Here is a 16,964-nt window from a genome sequence, read left to right as displayed (position 1 = left end):
GTTTGGAAATGGCCAGCATGGGCAATTTCTAGTCATGCTCATGTCTCGCTGAAAACCTTGCCCGCTCGACAGTCATTCTCGCAAGGTGTGCATAGATCTTCCCGAGAAGACGATAGCTCGTGGTTGCGGTATCCTCGACGGATTGTCGGCCGCGAAATGGAAAAACGGGTCAAATCCTGCTGAAACTCAACACTCTTGAAATTTAGCATCGTTCTTGGTATTTTGATATCAAAGAGATCATTTTTTTAAGGATGATATCAATGCCGGCAGTCACCATTCGTAACCTTTCTGAAGAATCACATCGCGCTCTGAGGGTGCGAGCGGCTCATCATGGCCGGAGCACGGAGGCCGAGATTCGTGCCATTATTGAAGCGGCTGTTCGTCCTCCGGAACGTATTCAGCTCGGTTCCTTGCTAGCGGCCATTGGTCGCGACGCCGAGCTTTCCAACAGCGACGTTGAAGCTCTTCAGAAAAGTCGCGACAAGACACCTTCTAAGCCGATGACCTTCGAATGATCTTGCTTGACACCAACGTCATATCCGAACCTTGGAAACCGGTTCCGGACGAGGCGGTGATTGCCTGGTTGGACGCCCAAGCTGTCGAAACGCTGTTCATCTCCGCAATAACGATTGCGGAACTTCGCTTCGGAATTGCTGCTATGCCTTCAGGCAGACGGCAAACTATCCTCCGCGACCGTCTCGAGGGCGAGGTGCTGCCACACTTTTCCGGCCGCATCCTGTCCTTCGATCTGACTACTTCTCAGTTCTACTCTGAACTGATGGCACGCACTCGAGCGTCTGGGAAAGTGATCGGCACGGCCGATGGCTACATTGCAGCCACAGCGGCAGCAAATGGCCTCACGATCTCAACTCGCGATACAAGCCCTTTCGAGGCTGCCGGGGTGAAAGTGATCAACCCCTGGTCCAGATAACCACAATGGTCATCTGGGCGTGACGCAAGGCATTGTTTGTTCAACGCAACCGAGCCGGTTAGGCGCATAATTCAACAGATGGGTTGGGTGCCATCATCGGCATCGTAGTGTGTCTCCACAGTTGGGAATGAGGCTTCTGTCATTGCCAGCTGGCAAGCAGGACTTCAAGTGTAGCACGATCCTCGTCGTCCAGACGGGCGAGTCCTGGTGCTCGAACTGGGCCAACCGCAAGCCCCTGTATCTGCATCGCTTCCTTTACCACAGTCACATTGGCGCCGTTCCGGTATCGTGTCCGCAGCCGTTCGAACAACTCGATCTTTTCAACGATCTTACGTGCGGCCGAGAAATCGCCGGCCGTCAGTGCATCATGAACTTGTAGGGAAAATTGCGGTGCGACATTGACGAGACCGGATGTGAAACCGCGGGCTCCGACGGCGCAGAAGGCGGGAGCCCAGCTTTCTGCCAGTCCACACACGTAAAGTGAGCCGTCAGGATCGGAAGCGGCGATCGCGCGCGACAGAAGCATAATATCGGTCGTCGCGAACTTTATGCCTGCGACATTCGGATGGCTCGATAGTCTGACCATGTCATTGACCGAGAACCCGTCGGCGCGGACATAGGCTACGAGAGGCAATTCGCTGCCTTCAGCCAGGCCGATAAAATAGTCGATCTGTGATTGCGGCGCTGCGAACGGGTCAACCGGCTGGTGGGACATGACCGCAGACGCGCCCATCTCCTTGGCCCGACGCGCCATGGACAGGGCCTCCCGCTGTGAGCGTCCAATCGCTGCAGTAACCGGGGCTTGCCCGTTCACCCCTTCAATCGCAGCTTCGTAGACCTTGAAAATTTCAGCGGGCGTCAACGCGTAAAACTCGCCGGTATTGCCCGCAGCAACGATATTGTGGATGCCCGCCTTTGCTACACGGGCATAGGCTTCGATGGTGACAGCTATATCGACTTCCCCGTCTGTCTCGTAAGCCGTTACGGGGACGCCGGAAATACCGTGCAGAGCCTGGCGGAAATCGAATGTCGTCATCAACTGGTTTCCTTAAAAATCAAAGGGCATCTTCAGATAGAAAATTTGTGAACGGCTACGCCCGCGACAGGCACATCAAACGCAACAAGCGTACCTGGGGTGGTTGTTCCGTTCGTCTCGGTCACAAGACTCGTGAGATAGATCGTTTTGAGGTCCGGGCCGCCGAAACATGGCATGGTCGGCCCTTTGAACGGCAACTTGTATATCTCGAACAGTTCGCCCTCCGGCGAAAAGCGGTTGAGACGCCCGGCCTGAACGCCGGCGCTCCAGTAACAGCCTTCGCAATCGGTCGCCGCGCCATCAGGCCTGCCTTCGTCGGGTGCGAAATCGTGCAGGCGTTCGGCTGGACCGAGCGTGCCCGTCGCGACATCGAAATCGAACGCCTGATACATCAGACCGCTGCTATCGGAATGATACATGCGCGTTCCGTCCAGACTCCAGGCAAGCCCGTTCGATGTGAACATATCGCCATTGATGACAAGCTCGACGCCGCCATCCGGCGCGATACGATAGAGGCGGGCATTTCCTGTCGGCACGGCAGCCTCGTCGCGGGTTCCCACCCAGAAATGGCCATCGGGGCCGACCTTGCCGTCGTTGAGACGGCTGTCTTCTCGTCCTTCGTCCGGATCGCACAGCAGTTCGAGCGCGCCGTTTGCGGGGTCTAGAAGGTGCACGCCCGTCTTGAGGCCCGCCACAACAAGGCCATTGTCGCAAAGACCGAGGCATCCCACCTGGGCGGGCATTTCGTATCTGTCGAGTTTGCCGCCCGGATGCAGGCAGAAAATGGCGGGGGCGAGAATGTCGACGAACCACAGATTCCCGGTACGCTCATCCCATGCCGGTGATTCGCCGACCTTCAACGGCGTGTCGATGAGAGAGCGGAGTTTCGGCTCTATGATGCGTGGCTGGATCACTGATTATTTTCCCTTGCCCTGTATGGCTCGCCTTTTGAAATGTGGAAAAACGGTTCTAGCTGCCGACGCCCTGAAACATGCGGGCACGGGCCTTTAGGATGTGATCTTTCATTGCGTCATGCGCGGCCTGTTCCTGGCGCGCAAAAATCGCTTCCACGATTGCCGTATGTTCGTTCTGTACCTCGCGCACATGTTGCGGCGTACGCTTGAGGCTGAGGCTGCGTGTCACCGACTGGCCGATCGCGAAATGCGGCTTGAACCATATCCGCACGGTGATGTGGAACTGGTTATGGCTCGCTTTAGCAATGGCTTCGTGCAGGGCAAAGTCCTCCTCCGCACCAAGATCGTTGCGCGCAAGACACTGTTCCAGCGCGGTAATGGCCTGTTCGATGCGGGCTTTGTCGGCAGCCTGCCAACTGCGTGCTGCAAGTTCGGCGGCTGCAGACTCAAGGCCGGACCGGAACTCGAAGAAACGCTGCACATCGGCAAGCGAGCCGACGGGAACCTGCTGCAACACGGATGAATCCGGCTGCTGGCGCACATAGGAGCCGGAACCTTTCTGCGAAACGATAAGCCCGTCGTTGCGCAGCCGCTCCAGCGCTTCGCGCACCACAGGCCGGGAGGCCCCGAACAGCGAAGCCAGATTTTGCTCCGACGGCAACCGCTCGTTCACGGGAAACCGCCCATCAGAAATCATTCCGATGATCTTTTCGTAGATGATGTCGCTCAAGCGAGTCTCGCCTCGAGCGGCGGCGGATGCGGTTTGATTGTCCATCAGCAGCCCTTCCGTTGCAAATCGCTGAAGTTAATGGGTTTCCTGCATTTCAATCGCAACAGAAATACCGGGGTTTTCATGAACGTGGTTACTGTCGTGCCGGTTCTTTCCTCAAACCTGATCCTGAAGACAGGTCTACGAATAAAAAATATGTAAAAATCTGTCAATACTTGTAATCATCTGAAAACGCCCATATGGTCTGCCCTGCCGGTGGAGGATCGGTGTGCTGGCTGGCCGGGAGGCTGTTGCGGTTCGGTGAAAGCTGTCTCGCTGCCGGTGATTTTTTGGGAGGATAGTCGATGCGCGATGGCGATAAATTTTCACTGGGCGTGACGCGCCGAACCTTTATGGCTGGGCTTGGCGGCGTCGCCGCCGTGTCCGTCATCGGGAGCTCGGCCCTGGCTGCTGCCGGCAAGGAAGCGCCGGAACTGGCAGCCCTGGTAAAAGACGGCAAACTGCCGCCGTTGGCGGAACGTCTGCCAAAAAATCCGATGGTGGTAACGCCGCATGAAAAGATCGGCACCTATGGCGGCACATTGCGCCGCGGCCTGCGCGGTTCGTCGGACCATAACGGCATCCTGCGCATGGTCGGCAACCAGGGGCTAGTGCGCTGGAACATGGATTTCACCGAAGTTCTGCCCAACCTTGCCGAGAAATGGGAGGTCAATGACGACGCCTCGCAGTTCACCTTCCATCTGTTGCAGGGCGCGAAATGGTCTGATGGACATCCCTTTACCGCAGATGACGTGGTGTTCGCCATCGAGGACTGCATCAAGAACAAGGAGCTTTACAGCGCTACCCCGGCGCAGCTCTCCGTCGCCGGTAAGGCGGTCGATGTCGAGAAAGTCGATGATTTCACGGTCAGGTTCAAATTCGCAGCGCCAAACGCGCTCTATCTGGAAAACCTCGCCACGCCGCTCGGCCAGCATCCGACGCTGTTTGCCAAGCATTATTGCAGCAAGTTTCTGCCGAAATACAACACGGCGCTCGATGCCGACGTCAAGGCGGCTGGCGTGTCCAGCTGGACGGAACTGTTCCGCGCCAAGTGCGGCGACATCGAAATTCCGTCGCGCTGGTCGAATGTCGACAAGCCGACGCTCGACCCGTGGGTGGTCAAGGAACCCTATTCCGGCGGCGCGACCCGTGTGGTCATGACACGCAATCCTTACTTCTGGCAGGTCGATACGGAAGGCAACCAGCTTCCCTATATCAACGAAGTCAATTTCGGCATTTCGCAGGATGTCGAATCGCTGATGCTGAACGTCATCTCCGGCAAGATCGACATTCAGGAACGCCATATCAGCGTTCTCGCCAACAAGCCGACGCTGTCGCAGAACATGAAAAAGGGCGATTACCGTCTGTTGACGCTGGTGCCATCGGCTGCGCAGCAGTGCCAGATCTACCTCAACATCACCCACAAAGACCCTGAGATGCGCAAGATGTTCGGCGACAAGTCGTTCCGTCAGGCGCTGTCCATCGCGCTCAACCGCCAGGAAATCATCGACATCGTCTATTTCGGCCAGAGCGAGGGCTATCAGGCCGGGCCGCGCCCGACACATCCCTGGTATCACGAAAAGCTGGCGCGTCAGAACACCGAATACGATGTCGCCAAGGCGAACGATCTTCTCGACAAGGCCGGCTACGACAAGAAGAACGGCAACGGCATGCGGCTCCGGCCCGACGGCCAGCCGATTTTCTTCTCGATCGATGTGATCCCGACACTCTATCCCGATCTGGTCGATGCGCTCGAACTGGTGAAGGCGCAGTGGGCGCAAATCGGCGTCGATATCAAGGTCAACACCATCGAACGCGCGCTGTACTACACACGCGGCGATGATAACGCCCATGATGCGGCGGTCTGGCCGGGTCCGGGCGGTCTCGATCCGATGCTCGACCCGCGTGACTTCTTCGCGTTCCACCCGCAGGGGTCGCGCTACGCCATTCCGTGGGCGCTTTGGTACACATCCAACGGGCAGAAAGGGGAAGAGCCGCCGGAAAGCCAGAAGAAGCGCTTCAAACTGTTCGATGAAGCGCGTTCGACGGCCGACCTTGTCAAGCGCGGCGAGAAGATGAAGGAAATCTTCGATATTGCGGCGGAAGAGTTCGAGACGATCGGTCTTTGCCTTGCCGTTGGTGGTTTCGGTATCATCCGCAACAACCTTCGCAACGTGCCGGAGAAAGAACCCGACAGCTGGTCATGGCCCAACCCCGGCCCGGCGTTGCCGCAACAGTTCACCTTCACAAGCTGACACCGCCACATGGGCGCCGCTTCATCAATGCGGCGGCGCCTCTCAGGTTGCTTCGACCACCCGCAAGCCATCTCGTAGTGGATGGCGGCGCGTGTGGTAAAACGTGATTGCGAGAACGTCATGCTGCTATTTATCGTAAAACGCCTGCTGTGGATGATACCGTCCCTGTTCGCCGTCAGTTTTCTTGCCTTTGTACTGATCCAGCTGCCACCCGGTGACTACGTGACGACTTACATCGCCACGCTTGCTGCGTCCAACGAAGTCATAGACCACAATACGGCGGCGCAACTGCGAGAGCGCTTCGGCCTCGATGACCCGATGATCGTGCAATATCTCAAATGGATATGGGGCATCATCAGTCGCGGCGATTTTGGCATCTCGTTCGAATGGCAGCAGCCCGTTTCCGGCCTCATCTGGGAGCGCATGGCGCTGACGCTGGTTCTGGCCATAGCAAGCCTTCTCGCAACCTGGGCCATCGCACTTCCGATCGGCGTCTTCTCCGCCGTGCGCAAATATTCAATCGGCGATTATCTTTTTACCGCCTTCTCCTTTTTCGGCCTTTCCATACCGTCATTCCTTCTGGCGCTGGTGCTGATGTATGTCGCGGCGGTGGAATTTGGGGCCGATGTCGGAGGGCTGTTTTCGGCGGAGTACGAGACTGCTTCGTGGAGCATCGCCAAGATGATGGATCTGATGGCCCACATCTGGCTACCAGTTGCGATCCTCGCGGTGTCCTCCACGGCAAGCCTCATCCGCGTCATGCGCGCAAACATGCTGGACGAATTACCCAAACCCTACGTGACCACCGCGCGCGCAAAGGGATTGTCCGAGTTCCGGCTGCTGACGAAATATCCTTTGAGAATTGCGCTCAACCCATTCATTTCCACGATTGCATGGCTGTTGCCCAATCTCATTTCAGGCTCGGTTGTGGTTGCTATCGTGCTCAATCTGCCGACGGCCGCGCCGCTGCTTTTGCAGTCGCTGATGGCGCAGGACATGTATCTCGCCGGCGCCTTTGTGCTTTTGATCTGCGGATTGACGTTGATCGGATCACTCATCAGCGACATCCTTCTTGCGCTGGTCGATCCGCGCATCCGTCTCGAATAGGAGGGCGCCATGAGCGATATCGCCATCACCACCAATACCCGGCCGGACCGCGCTGCCGTCGCCTCGCAATGGCAACTGATCTGGTGGGCGTTCAAGCGCCACAGGCTGGCCATGGCCGCCCTGTTCGTCACCATCGCCATGTATATCGTCGCGCTTTTGCCAGGTTTCTTCGCCATCAACGATCCGGTTCTGCAGAATGCGCGCGCCACCTTCCATCCGCCGCAACGTGTGCATTTCATCGATACGACGGACGGCCTCTCGCTTGGTCTGCACTATTATCCGCTGAAGCTGACGCGTGATCCTGAAACGCTGGCGGCGGTGTTCGTCGAAGATACGGCCAAGAAAATCCCGATCCAGCTATTCGGTCGCGGCTACGAATATTCGGTGCTCGGCCTGTTCACCACGGATATCCATCTGCTGGCCTCGACCGACAAGACCCGACCGCTCTTCCTTTTCGGCGCGGATCGCCTTGGCCGTGATGTTTTCAGCCGGGTAATACAGGGCTCGCAAATTTCGCTGTCCATCGGTCTCGTCGGCGTGTTTTTCTCGCTGCTTCTCGGTGTCGTTCTGGGCGGTATCTCCGGTTATTACGGCGGCCGCATCGATTTTGTCATGCAGCGCGTCATCGACTTCGTTTTGTCGCTGCCGACCATTCCCATCTGGCTGGCGCTTGCCGCTGCCCTGCCGCAGGGTTGGCCGGCAACGCTGCAATATATGATGATCACCATCATCCTGTCCTTGACCGGCTGGGCGCAGCTTGCCCGCGTGGTGCGCGGCAGGTTCCTGTCACTGAGGACGGAAGAGTTCGTGGCGGCAGCCCGGCTGGATGGCGTGCCGGAAGGGCGCATCATTTTCCGCCATATGCTGCCGAGTTTTTCGAGCCACATCATCGCCTCGGTCACGCTTGCGGTTCCGGCCATGATCCTTGCGGAAACCTCGCTGTCCTTCCTCGGTCTTGGCCTCCAGCCGCCGACCATTTCCTGGGGCGTTCTGCTTCGCGAGGCGCAGAATATTCGCTCGATCGCAACCGCGCCGTGGCTGTTCCTGCCCGGCGTGGCTGTTGTCGTTGCCGTCATGGCGCTCAATCTGCTCGGTGACGGTCTGCGTGACGCAGCCGACCCCTATAACAAGTGAGGCCCCGGATGAGCGATATTCTCTCCATGAAGCCAGACCGACCGCTGCTTGACGTCCGCAATCTGGTCACCGAATTTCCCGTGCGAAACGGCATTTTCCGCGCCGTAAACGATCTGTCTTTTTCCATCGATCCCGGCAAGACGCTCTGCGTTGTGGGCGAAAGCGGTTCCGGCAAATCCGTCACCGCCCGCTCGATCCTGCAGATCATCGACAGCCCCGGTTACATCGCTTCCGGGTCGATCATCCTCAACCGTGCCGACGGCACGTCGCTGGATCTCGCAAAGCTCGATCCGCGCAGCCGGGCCATCCGCTCGGTGCGCGGCGCAGACATCGCAATGATTTTTCAAGAGCCGATGTCGTCGCTGTCGCCGGTGCATACCGTCGGTGATCAGATCACCGAAGTTCTGCGGCTGCACTTGAAGATGAGCAAGGCGCAGGCACGGGCGGAAGCCATCGAGCTGCTGCGACAGGTGGAAATTCCCAGCCCCGAAAAGGCGCTGGATCGTTATGCCTTCCAATATTCCGGCGGCATGCGCCAGCGCGCCATGATCGCCATGGCGCTGGCCTGCAAACCGCAACTGTTGATCGCCGACGAACCGACAACCGCGCTGGACGTCACGACGCAGGCCGAAATCCTCGACCTGATATCGCGGCTGCAAAAGGCGCATGGCATGGCGGTGCTGTTCATCACCCACGACATGGGCGTGGTGGCGCAGATTGCCGATGACGTGCTGGTCATGCATCACGGCGTCGCCAAGGAATATGGCACTGTCGATGAAATATTCCACAATCCGCAAGACCCCTATACGCGTATGCTGATCGGCTCGGTTCTGAAGCTGGAGCAGAAGGCGGAAATCCGGCTGGCCCGCCCGCCGCTCGATCTTGCCGCGGCGCCTATCCTGGAAGTGGACGACCTCTCGATGCACTTCGGTGAGATGAAGGCGCTGGATGGCGTGTCGATCAAGCTGCTTCCGGGCGAAACGCTCGGCATCGTCGGCGAAAGCGGCTCCGGCAAGACCACCATGGGCCGCTCGATCATGCGCCTCTACGATCCGACCGGGGGCGAGATGCGCTATCGCCGGGCGGATGGCACGGTGGTCGATCTTGCCAAAATCGAAGGTGCGGAGCTGAAAGCGGCCCGGCGTGAGTTGCGCATGGTTTTTCAGGATCCGTTCGGTTCGCTCAATCCGCGCATGACGGTGGCACAGGTCATCGGCGAGCCGCTGCTGGTCAACGGCATTGCGAAAGGCAAGGAACTGGATGAGCGCGTCTGCGCCCTGATGGAGCAGGTGGGTCTGGACCCGGCCGGACGTGAGCGTTACCCACACGCCTTTTCCGGCGGCCAGCGCCAGCGCATCGGTATCGCCCGCGCCATCACGCTCCGGCCGCGCATCATCGTTGCGGATGAGGCGACGTCGGCGCTCGATGTTTCGGTGCGTTTCCAGGTGCTGGACCTGCTCATGCGGCTGCAGGACGAACTTGGCCTGGCTTACATCTTCATCAGCCATGACATCGGCGTCATCAGATACATGTGCGACCGCGTCGGAGTGATGTATCGCGGCAAGCTTGTTGAGGTGGGAGACGCCGAAAAAGTCTGCAACGCACCGGATCACCCTTATACGCAGGCACTTCTGTCGGCCATTCCGCGCCCGGATCCGCGCGACCGCGACCGCACGAGAAGGTTCCGCTACGTCGAGCCGCCCGAGATCAAGAACGGAGCTGCTGCCAGATAACAGCGCGGCTGTTGCTTCTCGCAATTCAAGAGGAAGACCAAAGCATGAAAATCGATCGCATGCGGGTATTCGTTACCCGCGACAAGGACCGCCCCCGCGTTATCGTCGCTCTCGATACCGATGACGGTTTGACCGGCTGGGGCGAATGCTACAATCACGGCCCCGATCTCGCATTGCCCCCGGTTCTGGATTACCTCTACGGCTTCCTTGCCGGGCAGGATCCGACTCGGGTCGAGTATCTCTACAATCTCCTCCTCCAACAAAACCGCTTTCCGCCCGGAGCACTTGGTCTTTCGGCAATCTCAGCGCTTGACCATTGCCTCTGGGACCTTGCCGCCAAGGCGGCAGGCGTGCCTGTGTACAAGCTTCTGGGCGGCGAAGTGCGTGACCGTATCAAGGTTTACGCCGGCGTCTACACGGCACCGGATGCACCGGCGGCAAGGGAGGAATTCGATCGTCTCAACGAAGACTGGGGGTTCACAGCCTTCAAGCTAAGCCCATGGCGCGTCGATATTCACGCCCATCGCTGGGGTGAGGTGGTGCGCAGTTCGGCCGAATATTTCCGCTCGCTTCGCGAAACCGTGCGGCCCGACTACGATATTGCCTTCGACGCGCATGCCAAGATTTTCGAGCCTGCCGCCGCTCGTCAACTGGGCAATGCGCTTGCCCCTTATGATCCGCTATTTTTCGAAGAGCCGTTGCGTCCGGAAAATATCGAGATGTGGGGAGACCTGAAGCAGGGGCTGAACTGCACGCTGGCAACGGGTGAAAGTCTTTACAACCGCAATGACTTCCTGCGTCTTCTGCAAGTCCGGGGCGCCGATATCATTCAACCCGACATCTGCGTTGTCGGTGGTATTTCCGAAATGCGCCGCATCGCCACGCTGGCAGAGGCGCATTTCGTCAGCATCGCGCCGCACAACCCGATGGGGCCGCTCGCCACCGCCGTCAACGTGCATTTCTCCGCCGCCCAGCAGAATTTCCGTATTCTTGAATACAGGCTGCCGAAGGGGCAGTGCTATGTTTATGGTGGCACTGACCTCGAAAAACGCGAGGATGAAACGCGCTATGTTGTCGACCCTTATCTGCCAAAGGATGGATACCTGGAACTGAGGCCGGACCGACCGGGTTGGGGAGTCGAGATGGATGAAAAGGCCATGCAGGAAGATGGCTATGTTCACTGGCAGCGACGCGTGCCGAAACGGCCTGATGGCTCATATGCTTTTGCCTGAAACGGTTACGATTGCCTTCAGGCAGCTTTCGGCCCGCCTCCGCCCTTCCTGGGGTGGAAGGATGACGCATCTGCACCACGAGGATCACGGCGATATTCTGGTGCCGACAGCGGGGGAGTCTTTTGACCCGTTGAACTGGCCGAGGGCAGGTGCCTATCCGCTCATTCCTTACCACAACAGGTTATATGGCAGCTCATTCGTTCACGCGGATATCCGGCACGACCTTCTTCCACATCCCGCCCTTTCGCCTGATGCCATGCATGGACCTGCTCACCGACGATCGTGGGATATTTCCAGCTTGGCGGCCGATCAGTGCACGCTGGTGCTTGACTATAAGGCGGATGCTGAGTGGCCATTTTCCTTCCGCGCTGAACAATCTTTTATGCTTGAAAGCAACCGTTTGACGGTGGAATTGTCGATAACCAATCTGGAAAACCGGCCTGTGCCGGTTTCGCTTGGCTGGCATCCCTATTTTTCGGCAGAATTAGGCTGCGACGCCAGCACCGATGCCAAACTGCAATATCCCCTCGATGTGCAGAACGTGCCAACCGGCCAGCAAGCGGTGCCCCGCTCGAAACCTGCCATTCCTGCTACGACGGGATACACCTTGCACTTCACCGACTGGTCATATGCGCGCATCAGTTTTGACAGTTTTTCACTGTTGCTCGAGGCCGATCCTGTTTTTAGCAATCTCGCTGCCCACCGTATGGACCGCTATCTTTGTCTTGAACCCGTTTCCATGGTCGCCGGAGCGCTTGGCTTACCGGAACCAGAGCGAAATGGCCGCGGCGTCGAAACGATCTCGCCCGGTCAACGACTGTCTGGGTGTATTAGGCTTTCTATTGAAAGTTGACAGGGGCGTAGGTGCCTCACGCACATAACGGCTATTCCGGGCGCTCCGCCTGTCTTGAATCCTGCGCAATCAGTAAGGTTATGCGTTCCTATCTCAAGGATATCCCCTGGCGATCAACGTCTTCCGAGCGGCGGCGTATGCCTCCTGCAGCGCCTAGTGGCCTTAGCCCGTCAAGAGGTGTTGTCACGCTAACCGGCTCGCCGTTACCCACGTTTTGGATTGGGCGCGCAGTCGATCAGGATGGCGTCGTTCTCGAAGAAATATTACAGAAGCGACGTGACAAAAGGGAGGCCAAGCGCCTACTCGTGTCTTTGATGAAGCGCTGTGGTTTTGCTCCCTAGCGGATCATCACTGACAAGCTGCGCTCCTACGAGTGCGGCAAATGCGGACGTGGCTGCCGGCCTTAACAATTGATCGCACAAGAGCTTCAACAATCGGGCCGAGAACAGCCATCTGCCGTTTCCAACCGAGAACGAACCCTGCAGGGTCGCCAATCGCCAGGAGCATTGCAACAGTTCGTTTCTATGCACTGCGCTACCCACATCGCTTTTCTGTTTCCGCCCGCCGCCGCGCCGCACAAACAATTCGCTACCGCCTCGAAGCGTTCGATGCATCGAAAATTGCTGCCTGCATCGCTTGAAAATTCGAGCCGCTACCTTTCTCGGCCTAGGTAACTTAACGTGACAACATCCCATGAGGTTATGCTTCAAGCCGGCGTCTGTCGTGCGCTCGTCCGCAGGCGAATGTAACGACATTATCTTTACGACGCTTGTAAAGATAATGTCGTTACGCTATATAAATGCGCTTGGATAGGAGTTTCCCATGCCGACCTCACACACGGGTAAGAGCCCGGACGCAAGTGTGCCGCTGAATATGCGCATCAAACCTGCTACTCGCAACTTGATCGATCGCGCCGCAGAGTTGCTCGGCAAAACGCGCACAGATTTCATGTTGGAAGCTTCCGAGCGCCGTGCGGAGGAGGTGCTGCTCGACCGTACAATCGTCACGGTAAGCCCCGAAATTTATGCCGAATATCTTGCCCGTCTCGATGCGCCTGCACAGCCCAATGAGCGTCTAAAGCGCACGATGTCGACCAAAGCGCCCTGGGATGAGGCGTGACTCTCAGCGCACCAGTCCCCCTGGCCGATCATCACGAACTGGCCGAATTCAATTCTGGAGTACCTGAACTGGACGACTGGCTTCGGCGCCGTGCCCGGGCCAATCAAGCAGGCGGCGCGTCGCGGACCTTTGTCGTGTGCGACGAGAGCCGCGTCATCGCGTACTACGCCCTGGCCTCTGGCTCCGTGAAACCGCCGGAAGTGCCTGGTCGCTTTCGGCGCAATATGCCTGATCCAATCCCAGTTGCAGTGCTTGGCCGCCTCGCCATTGATCAATCCTGTCAAGGGCGTGGTATCGGCAGGGCATTGGTGCGCGACGCGGGTTTGCGCCTGCTGAATGCCGCTGAAGTGCTCGGGATCCGCGGCGTGCTGGTCCATGCGATTTCTGATGACGCACGAGCCTTCTACGAAGCCGTCGGCTTCCTGTCTTCTCCGTCCGATCCCATGATGCTGATGGTCGGTTTGCACGACCTCAATAACGCGCTGAACACCTAAACGAAATTCATCAATAATTTTCGTTTGAGTCCATTCCACTGTGTTTCTAAGCCAATGGAACTGCTCGAAAAAGTCTGACAACAAATGACGTGCGGTGGGTTCGTACCCCTTCAGGGCGAAAAGACACTTTGTCGCAAAACGGAGTGGACTTTAAAGGCCAGCTCGCCATGAAAATCATTTCTGGAATAGTTTTGGTTATCCTCGAGCTTCGACAAAAGAAAACAAAAGGCGCTACAGCTTGAAGAGCGACGTTAGAAATCGCGACGCGCTTTAAGTATTTCATTCAATCAGTCGCTTCGCCATCACGATCGATGGTGTCCGGTCAATTTCCACAAAGCCGAATTTGACGTAAAATGCTACGACCTTTTCGTTATACTGATTAACGCCTAGATGGACGCCTCTCACGTCAGACCTCGTCAAAGAATCCAGTTGATGTCGCAGTAGCGACGACCCATGGCCGCCATTTTGGATCTCAGGCAGAAGATTGATATGCAGATGGGCGGGGTAGGGCCGTGTGACCTCAGCCGGGGTCTTTCTTGCGCTTCGAATATAGGAAAGAACGTTCTCATCCTCTACTGTCCGTGTTTCGAAATCGCGGAGCTCTTCCAGCAAGGACGGCCACCATGCGGCCTCTAGCCAATTTTCATAGGCAATCGTATCGGGCGCGGCGACACAGTAGCCCATGACGACGTCATCCTTCGTCAGCACGAATGCAGTTTCTGCGCAGAAGCGGACATAGGGCAGCGCCCATAAGAGTCCGGGAAGTCTCGGGTCAGAGTAGTATTGTGATCCGTCTTTGCCTCGATCTGAAGTGCGCACACATATGTCGAGGATCGCCGTCTCATCGGACGGTCGGGCGTTGCGGATGATTACGGAGGATAGAGACCCTGGCATGGTCATAATCGTGGCCTCAGGCAGCCACATGCGGGGTGCGAAGCGCGTCATCGAAGCGCTGCCAGGTTTCAGCAAGCTCGATGGTGCGCCGGACCCGGCGTGCCTCATCAATCTTGATTGCCACGAGCCCCGCTTCCAAGGCTGAGACGATATTGACGGGCAGCGGAGAGGCCTCGGTCAGATGCCTGTAGATATCCGAGGCCATCTGATCATCTGCGCCATAGTGATCGCTTTCGTGCCCCTCGTAACGCCGCTCGACTAGCTTTTCGCCTGTTATTGCAGAGTGCACCTCGAAGCGATTGCGGATGAAATCGCCCTCGGCCATTCCCTTGCTACCGATCACGCAGAAGCGGCGGAACTGATCTGGAACGTTGAGATTGGTATGAAACGTCATCGTCGCCCCGCCATTATATTCGATAATCGCGGTCTGATAGTCGATAATATCGCCATCGCTCTCAAATACCGCGCCACCCTCTAGCCAGCCGCTCGGCTTTTTATAGAATTCCCGCTGTTGAAACGCGGAGAACTGATCCGGTTTGTTTTCCGCGATAAACGACTTTCGGCCGCCGAAGCTGGCAACGGCCATCGCCCGCTGCCCAACAACGCTGCCATAGAGGTCGAGATCGTGGCAGCATTTCTCCAAGATAAACGGCCCGGCGTAGCGCGTATGCCGTCGCCAGTCCCGCATGAAGAATGCTCCGTGGTAGGGTGCGATATGCTCGGATGCTTCAATCGACGTGATGGCGCCGATTTGACCTTGCGTCTGCGCTGCGCGCAGATCCCGATAAAGGTCAGAGTACCGCAGAACGAGCCCCACCAGAACGCTTTCATCGCCATATTCGGCAAGCAGACGCGCCATCGTCATCGTCTGGTTTTCGTCGATCACCACCGGCTTCTCCGTGAAAACCCGCACGCCTGCGCGCAATCCGGCGGTGATATGTTCCAGATGGAAAAGATTGGGCGAGCCGACCATAAGAAGATCCGGCTTCGTCTGCGTCAGCATAGCCTCGATGGTTTCGAAACGTCGCGGCGCCGCCATGCCTGCGGACTGAATGGCTGGCAGCCCAGCAGGCTGCGGGTCCATCAAGCCGACAATTTCCAGCTCAGGGCAGGCCTTGCGGAAGGAGGCAATGACATTGGCAAGCCGAAAGCCGAGCCCGGCAATTGCGATTTTCATGTTTTAGTCCTGTCGGCAAGAGTTATGTAAATCAGGATCACGTGTCGTCATCCGTTGGCGCGCCTGCGACCCGATCGAAGCGTCTTTCGAAATCGATTGTCTGGCTGCGTCCGCGCATGGATGAGAGGCGCCTGAAGTCTGGGCTGCCATGAGCAATCACAGGTAGCATGGCAGCGCCGATCGCGGCGGCCTCCGGCCCTAGAGCGCCAGCACACAGCCGGGGAATTTCGCGGTGGCTTCGGGCGCTGACTGACGGCAAAAGGGGATAGGCCCGGTCGATCAGGGAATTGATGAGCGCTGGTGGAAAGTGCCCTCCAACCACGATGGTCTGCGGGTCCATGATGTTTTCAAGCAGCGACACCAGTAACCGCAGGCGCTTTGAATTGAGATCCAGCCATCGCATCAGAATACTGTCGCGTTGAGCGTAAAGTTTCTCCAATGCCCCAGGCCGCGCAATTTCCCTGCTTTCGCACGACAGCATCGCTGCAAGCTCGTCGATCGAAAACGGTGTCTGTTTCCCCGCATCTGGATTGGCAAGTTCCGCCGGCCATGTCAGGAGACCGATTTCTCCGGCATTGTTCCAAAATCCCTGGAGCGGCATGCTGTCATTGATAATGCCTGCCCCAAGTCCGTGCCCGACGAAAATATGGACGTAGTGGCTCAGTCCTCCCGCACTTCCCACCCTCAGTTCGGCAACTGCTGCGGCTGTGGCGTCATTCTCGATGATGGTGGGGAGGCCACATGCATCTTCGATGGCTTCCGCCACCGGCATACGGCTCCACGCATCCCAACCCGGCGGGCCGACGGGATGTTCGAATTCCGCCTCCTGCAATGTGGGCATCGCGATGCCGATGCCCCAGGCGGGACGATCCACCGTAACCGACTGCAGACGCTGTGTCATATCGGCGATGGCACGGATGGTGTCGGATGGATCTTCGAGCGATGCGGATGCGGTTTCGCGACCCAACTCCCGCCCCGCCAGATCGCAGACGATGCCCAGAAGCCCGTCGCGATCCACGTGAATACCCAGGCAGCAACCGGCCTCGGCCCTGACCCACATCTTCTTTTGCGGCGCACCGCGCGCGCCCTCTTGTTGGATGGTTTCCACAACCACTGAACGGTCTATCAGGTCCTTGCAGATATTGGACATGGTCTGCGGCTTCAAGCCTGTCACATCAACAAGGTCACGCCGGCTTATGCCATTGCCGGATCGGATCAGATCGAAAACGAGGCGACGGTTGTAGCGGCCGGAATATGTGTGATTGCTGCCCATCAAGCTCATCGGGGCCAATTCCTATTTAATAAATTAAATGGAA

General features: G+C 57.7%; 16 protein-coding genes and 1 pseudogene. 11 read left to right on the top strand and 6 right to left on the bottom strand.

From position 1 onward, the window contains the following. Window positions 1-260 precede the first annotated feature (260 nt). Both AB4Z23_RS20950 and AB4Z23_RS20945 read left to right on the top strand, forming a co-directional pair. On the top strand, window positions 261-515 hold the full coding sequence (locus tag AB4Z23_RS20950) for a FitA-like ribbon-helix-helix domain-containing protein (protein ID WP_065687590.1): 255 nt from the start codon (window positions 261-263) through the stop codon (window positions 513-515). Further along, the gene (locus AB4Z23_RS20945) at window positions 512-931 is read left to right on the top strand and encodes a type II toxin-antitoxin system VapC family toxin (RefSeq protein WP_065687591.1); all 420 of its coding nucleotides are present in this window, start codon (window positions 512-514) and stop codon (window positions 929-931) included. Before AB4Z23_RS20950 ends, AB4Z23_RS20945 begins: the two co-directional genes overlap by 4 nt. A 139-nt stretch (window positions 932-1,070) precedes the next feature. Here the strand turns inward: AB4Z23_RS20945 and AB4Z23_RS20940 are convergent, their stop codons facing one another. The 3 genes from AB4Z23_RS20940 to AB4Z23_RS20930 are packed head-to-tail and all read right to left on the bottom strand — an operon-like array spanning window position 1,071 to window position 3,656. Continuing rightward, the gene (locus AB4Z23_RS20940; protein WP_065687592.1) at window positions 1,071-1,967 is read right to left on the bottom strand and encodes a dihydrodipicolinate synthase family protein; all 897 of its coding nucleotides are present in this window, start codon (window positions 1,965-1,967) and stop codon (window positions 1,071-1,073) included. Between the two features lie 32 nt (window positions 1,968-1,999). Further along, entirely contained in the window at window positions 2,000-2,881 is an 882-nt protein-coding gene (locus AB4Z23_RS20935) for an SMP-30/gluconolactonase/LRE family protein (RefSeq protein ID WP_065687593.1), read from the bottom strand. 55 nt (window positions 2,882-2,936) lie between these two features. Then, on the bottom strand, window positions 2,937-3,656 hold the full coding sequence (locus tag AB4Z23_RS20930; RefSeq protein WP_003517195.1) for a FadR/GntR family transcriptional regulator: 720 nt from the start codon (window positions 3,654-3,656) through the stop codon (window positions 2,937-2,939). A gap of 299 nt (window positions 3,657-3,955) precedes the next feature. Here AB4Z23_RS20930 and AB4Z23_RS20925 point away from each other — a divergent pair, with 299 nt between their 5' ends. The 9 genes and pseudogenes from AB4Z23_RS20925 to AB4Z23_RS20885 all read left to right on the top strand — a co-directional run bounded on the left by AB4Z23_RS20925 (window position 3,956) and on the right by AB4Z23_RS20885 (window position 13,577). Further along, a complete protein-coding gene (locus AB4Z23_RS20925) occupies window positions 3,956-5,905 on the top strand; it encodes an ABC transporter substrate-binding protein (protein WP_013637433.1) in 1,950 nt (649 codons plus the stop codon). Between the two features lie 120 nt (window positions 5,906-6,025). Further along, window positions 6,026-7,012 carry an ABC transporter permease gene (locus AB4Z23_RS20920; protein WP_003517191.1) on the top strand — a complete coding sequence of 329 codons (987 nt, stop codon included), beginning with the start codon at window positions 6,026-6,028 and terminating at the stop codon, window positions 7,010-7,012. Between the two features lie 9 nt (window positions 7,013-7,021). After that, window positions 7,022-8,146: an ABC transporter permease gene (locus AB4Z23_RS20915; RefSeq protein WP_025591532.1), complete on the top strand. Its 1,125-nt coding sequence runs from the start codon at window positions 7,022-7,024 to the stop codon at window positions 8,144-8,146. A gap of 8 nt (window positions 8,147-8,154) precedes the next feature. Continuing rightward, window positions 8,155-9,879: an ABC transporter ATP-binding protein gene (locus AB4Z23_RS20910; protein WP_441360723.1), complete on the top strand. Its 1,725-nt coding sequence runs from the start codon at window positions 8,155-8,157 to the stop codon at window positions 9,877-9,879. Window positions 9,880-9,923: 44 nt separating this feature from the next. After that, window positions 9,924-11,111: a galactarate dehydratase gene (locus AB4Z23_RS20905; RefSeq protein WP_013637437.1), complete on the top strand. Its 1,188-nt coding sequence runs from the start codon at window positions 9,924-9,926 to the stop codon at window positions 11,109-11,111. Next, window positions 11,098-11,964: an aldose 1-epimerase gene (locus AB4Z23_RS20900; RefSeq protein ID WP_441360747.1), complete on the top strand. Its 867-nt coding sequence runs from the start codon at window positions 11,098-11,100 to the stop codon at window positions 11,962-11,964. Before AB4Z23_RS20905 ends, AB4Z23_RS20900 begins: the two co-directional genes overlap by 14 nt. A gap of 212 nt (window positions 11,965-12,176) precedes the next feature. Further along, a pseudogene (locus tag AB4Z23_RS20895) lies at window positions 12,177-12,604 on the top strand (DDE-type integrase/transposase/recombinase); the annotation flags it as partial. Between the two features lie 182 nt (window positions 12,605-12,786). Further along, complete coding sequence (locus AB4Z23_RS20890; protein WP_019565754.1) at window positions 12,787-13,083, top strand: type II toxin-antitoxin system TacA family antitoxin; 297 nt, start codon at window positions 12,787-12,789, stop codon at window positions 13,081-13,083. Beyond that, a complete protein-coding gene (locus AB4Z23_RS20885) occupies window positions 13,080-13,577 on the top strand; it encodes a GNAT family N-acetyltransferase (RefSeq protein WP_019565755.1) in 498 nt (165 codons plus the stop codon). Before AB4Z23_RS20890 ends, AB4Z23_RS20885 begins: the two co-directional genes overlap by 4 nt. A gap of 279 nt (window positions 13,578-13,856) precedes the next feature. Here the strand turns inward: AB4Z23_RS20885 and AB4Z23_RS20880 are convergent, their stop codons facing one another. The 3 genes from AB4Z23_RS20880 to AB4Z23_RS20870 are packed head-to-tail and all read right to left on the bottom strand — an operon-like array spanning window position 13,857 to window position 16,930. Then, the gene (locus AB4Z23_RS20880) at window positions 13,857-14,522 is read right to left on the bottom strand and encodes a GNAT family N-acetyltransferase (protein ID WP_441360722.1); all 666 of its coding nucleotides are present in this window, start codon (window positions 14,520-14,522) and stop codon (window positions 13,857-13,859) included. Continuing rightward, entirely contained in the window at window positions 14,488-15,648 is a 1,161-nt protein-coding gene (locus tag AB4Z23_RS20875; protein WP_065662742.1) for a Gfo/Idh/MocA family protein, read from the bottom strand. The genes AB4Z23_RS20880 and AB4Z23_RS20875 overlap by 35 nt, the downstream gene beginning before the upstream one ends. 37 nt (window positions 15,649-15,685) lie before the next feature. Further along, complete coding sequence (locus AB4Z23_RS20870) at window positions 15,686-16,930, bottom strand: ROK family protein (protein WP_441360721.1); 1,245 nt, start codon at window positions 16,928-16,930, stop codon at window positions 15,686-15,688. Window positions 16,931-16,964 lie beyond the last annotated feature (34 nt).

It is taken from the genome of Agrobacterium sp. MCAB5, from assembly GCF_052114365.1.
Lineage (GTDB): Bacteria > Pseudomonadota > Alphaproteobacteria > Rhizobiales > Rhizobiaceae > Agrobacterium > Agrobacterium tumefaciens.
This window is presented reverse-complemented; position numbering and strand designations above follow the sequence as displayed.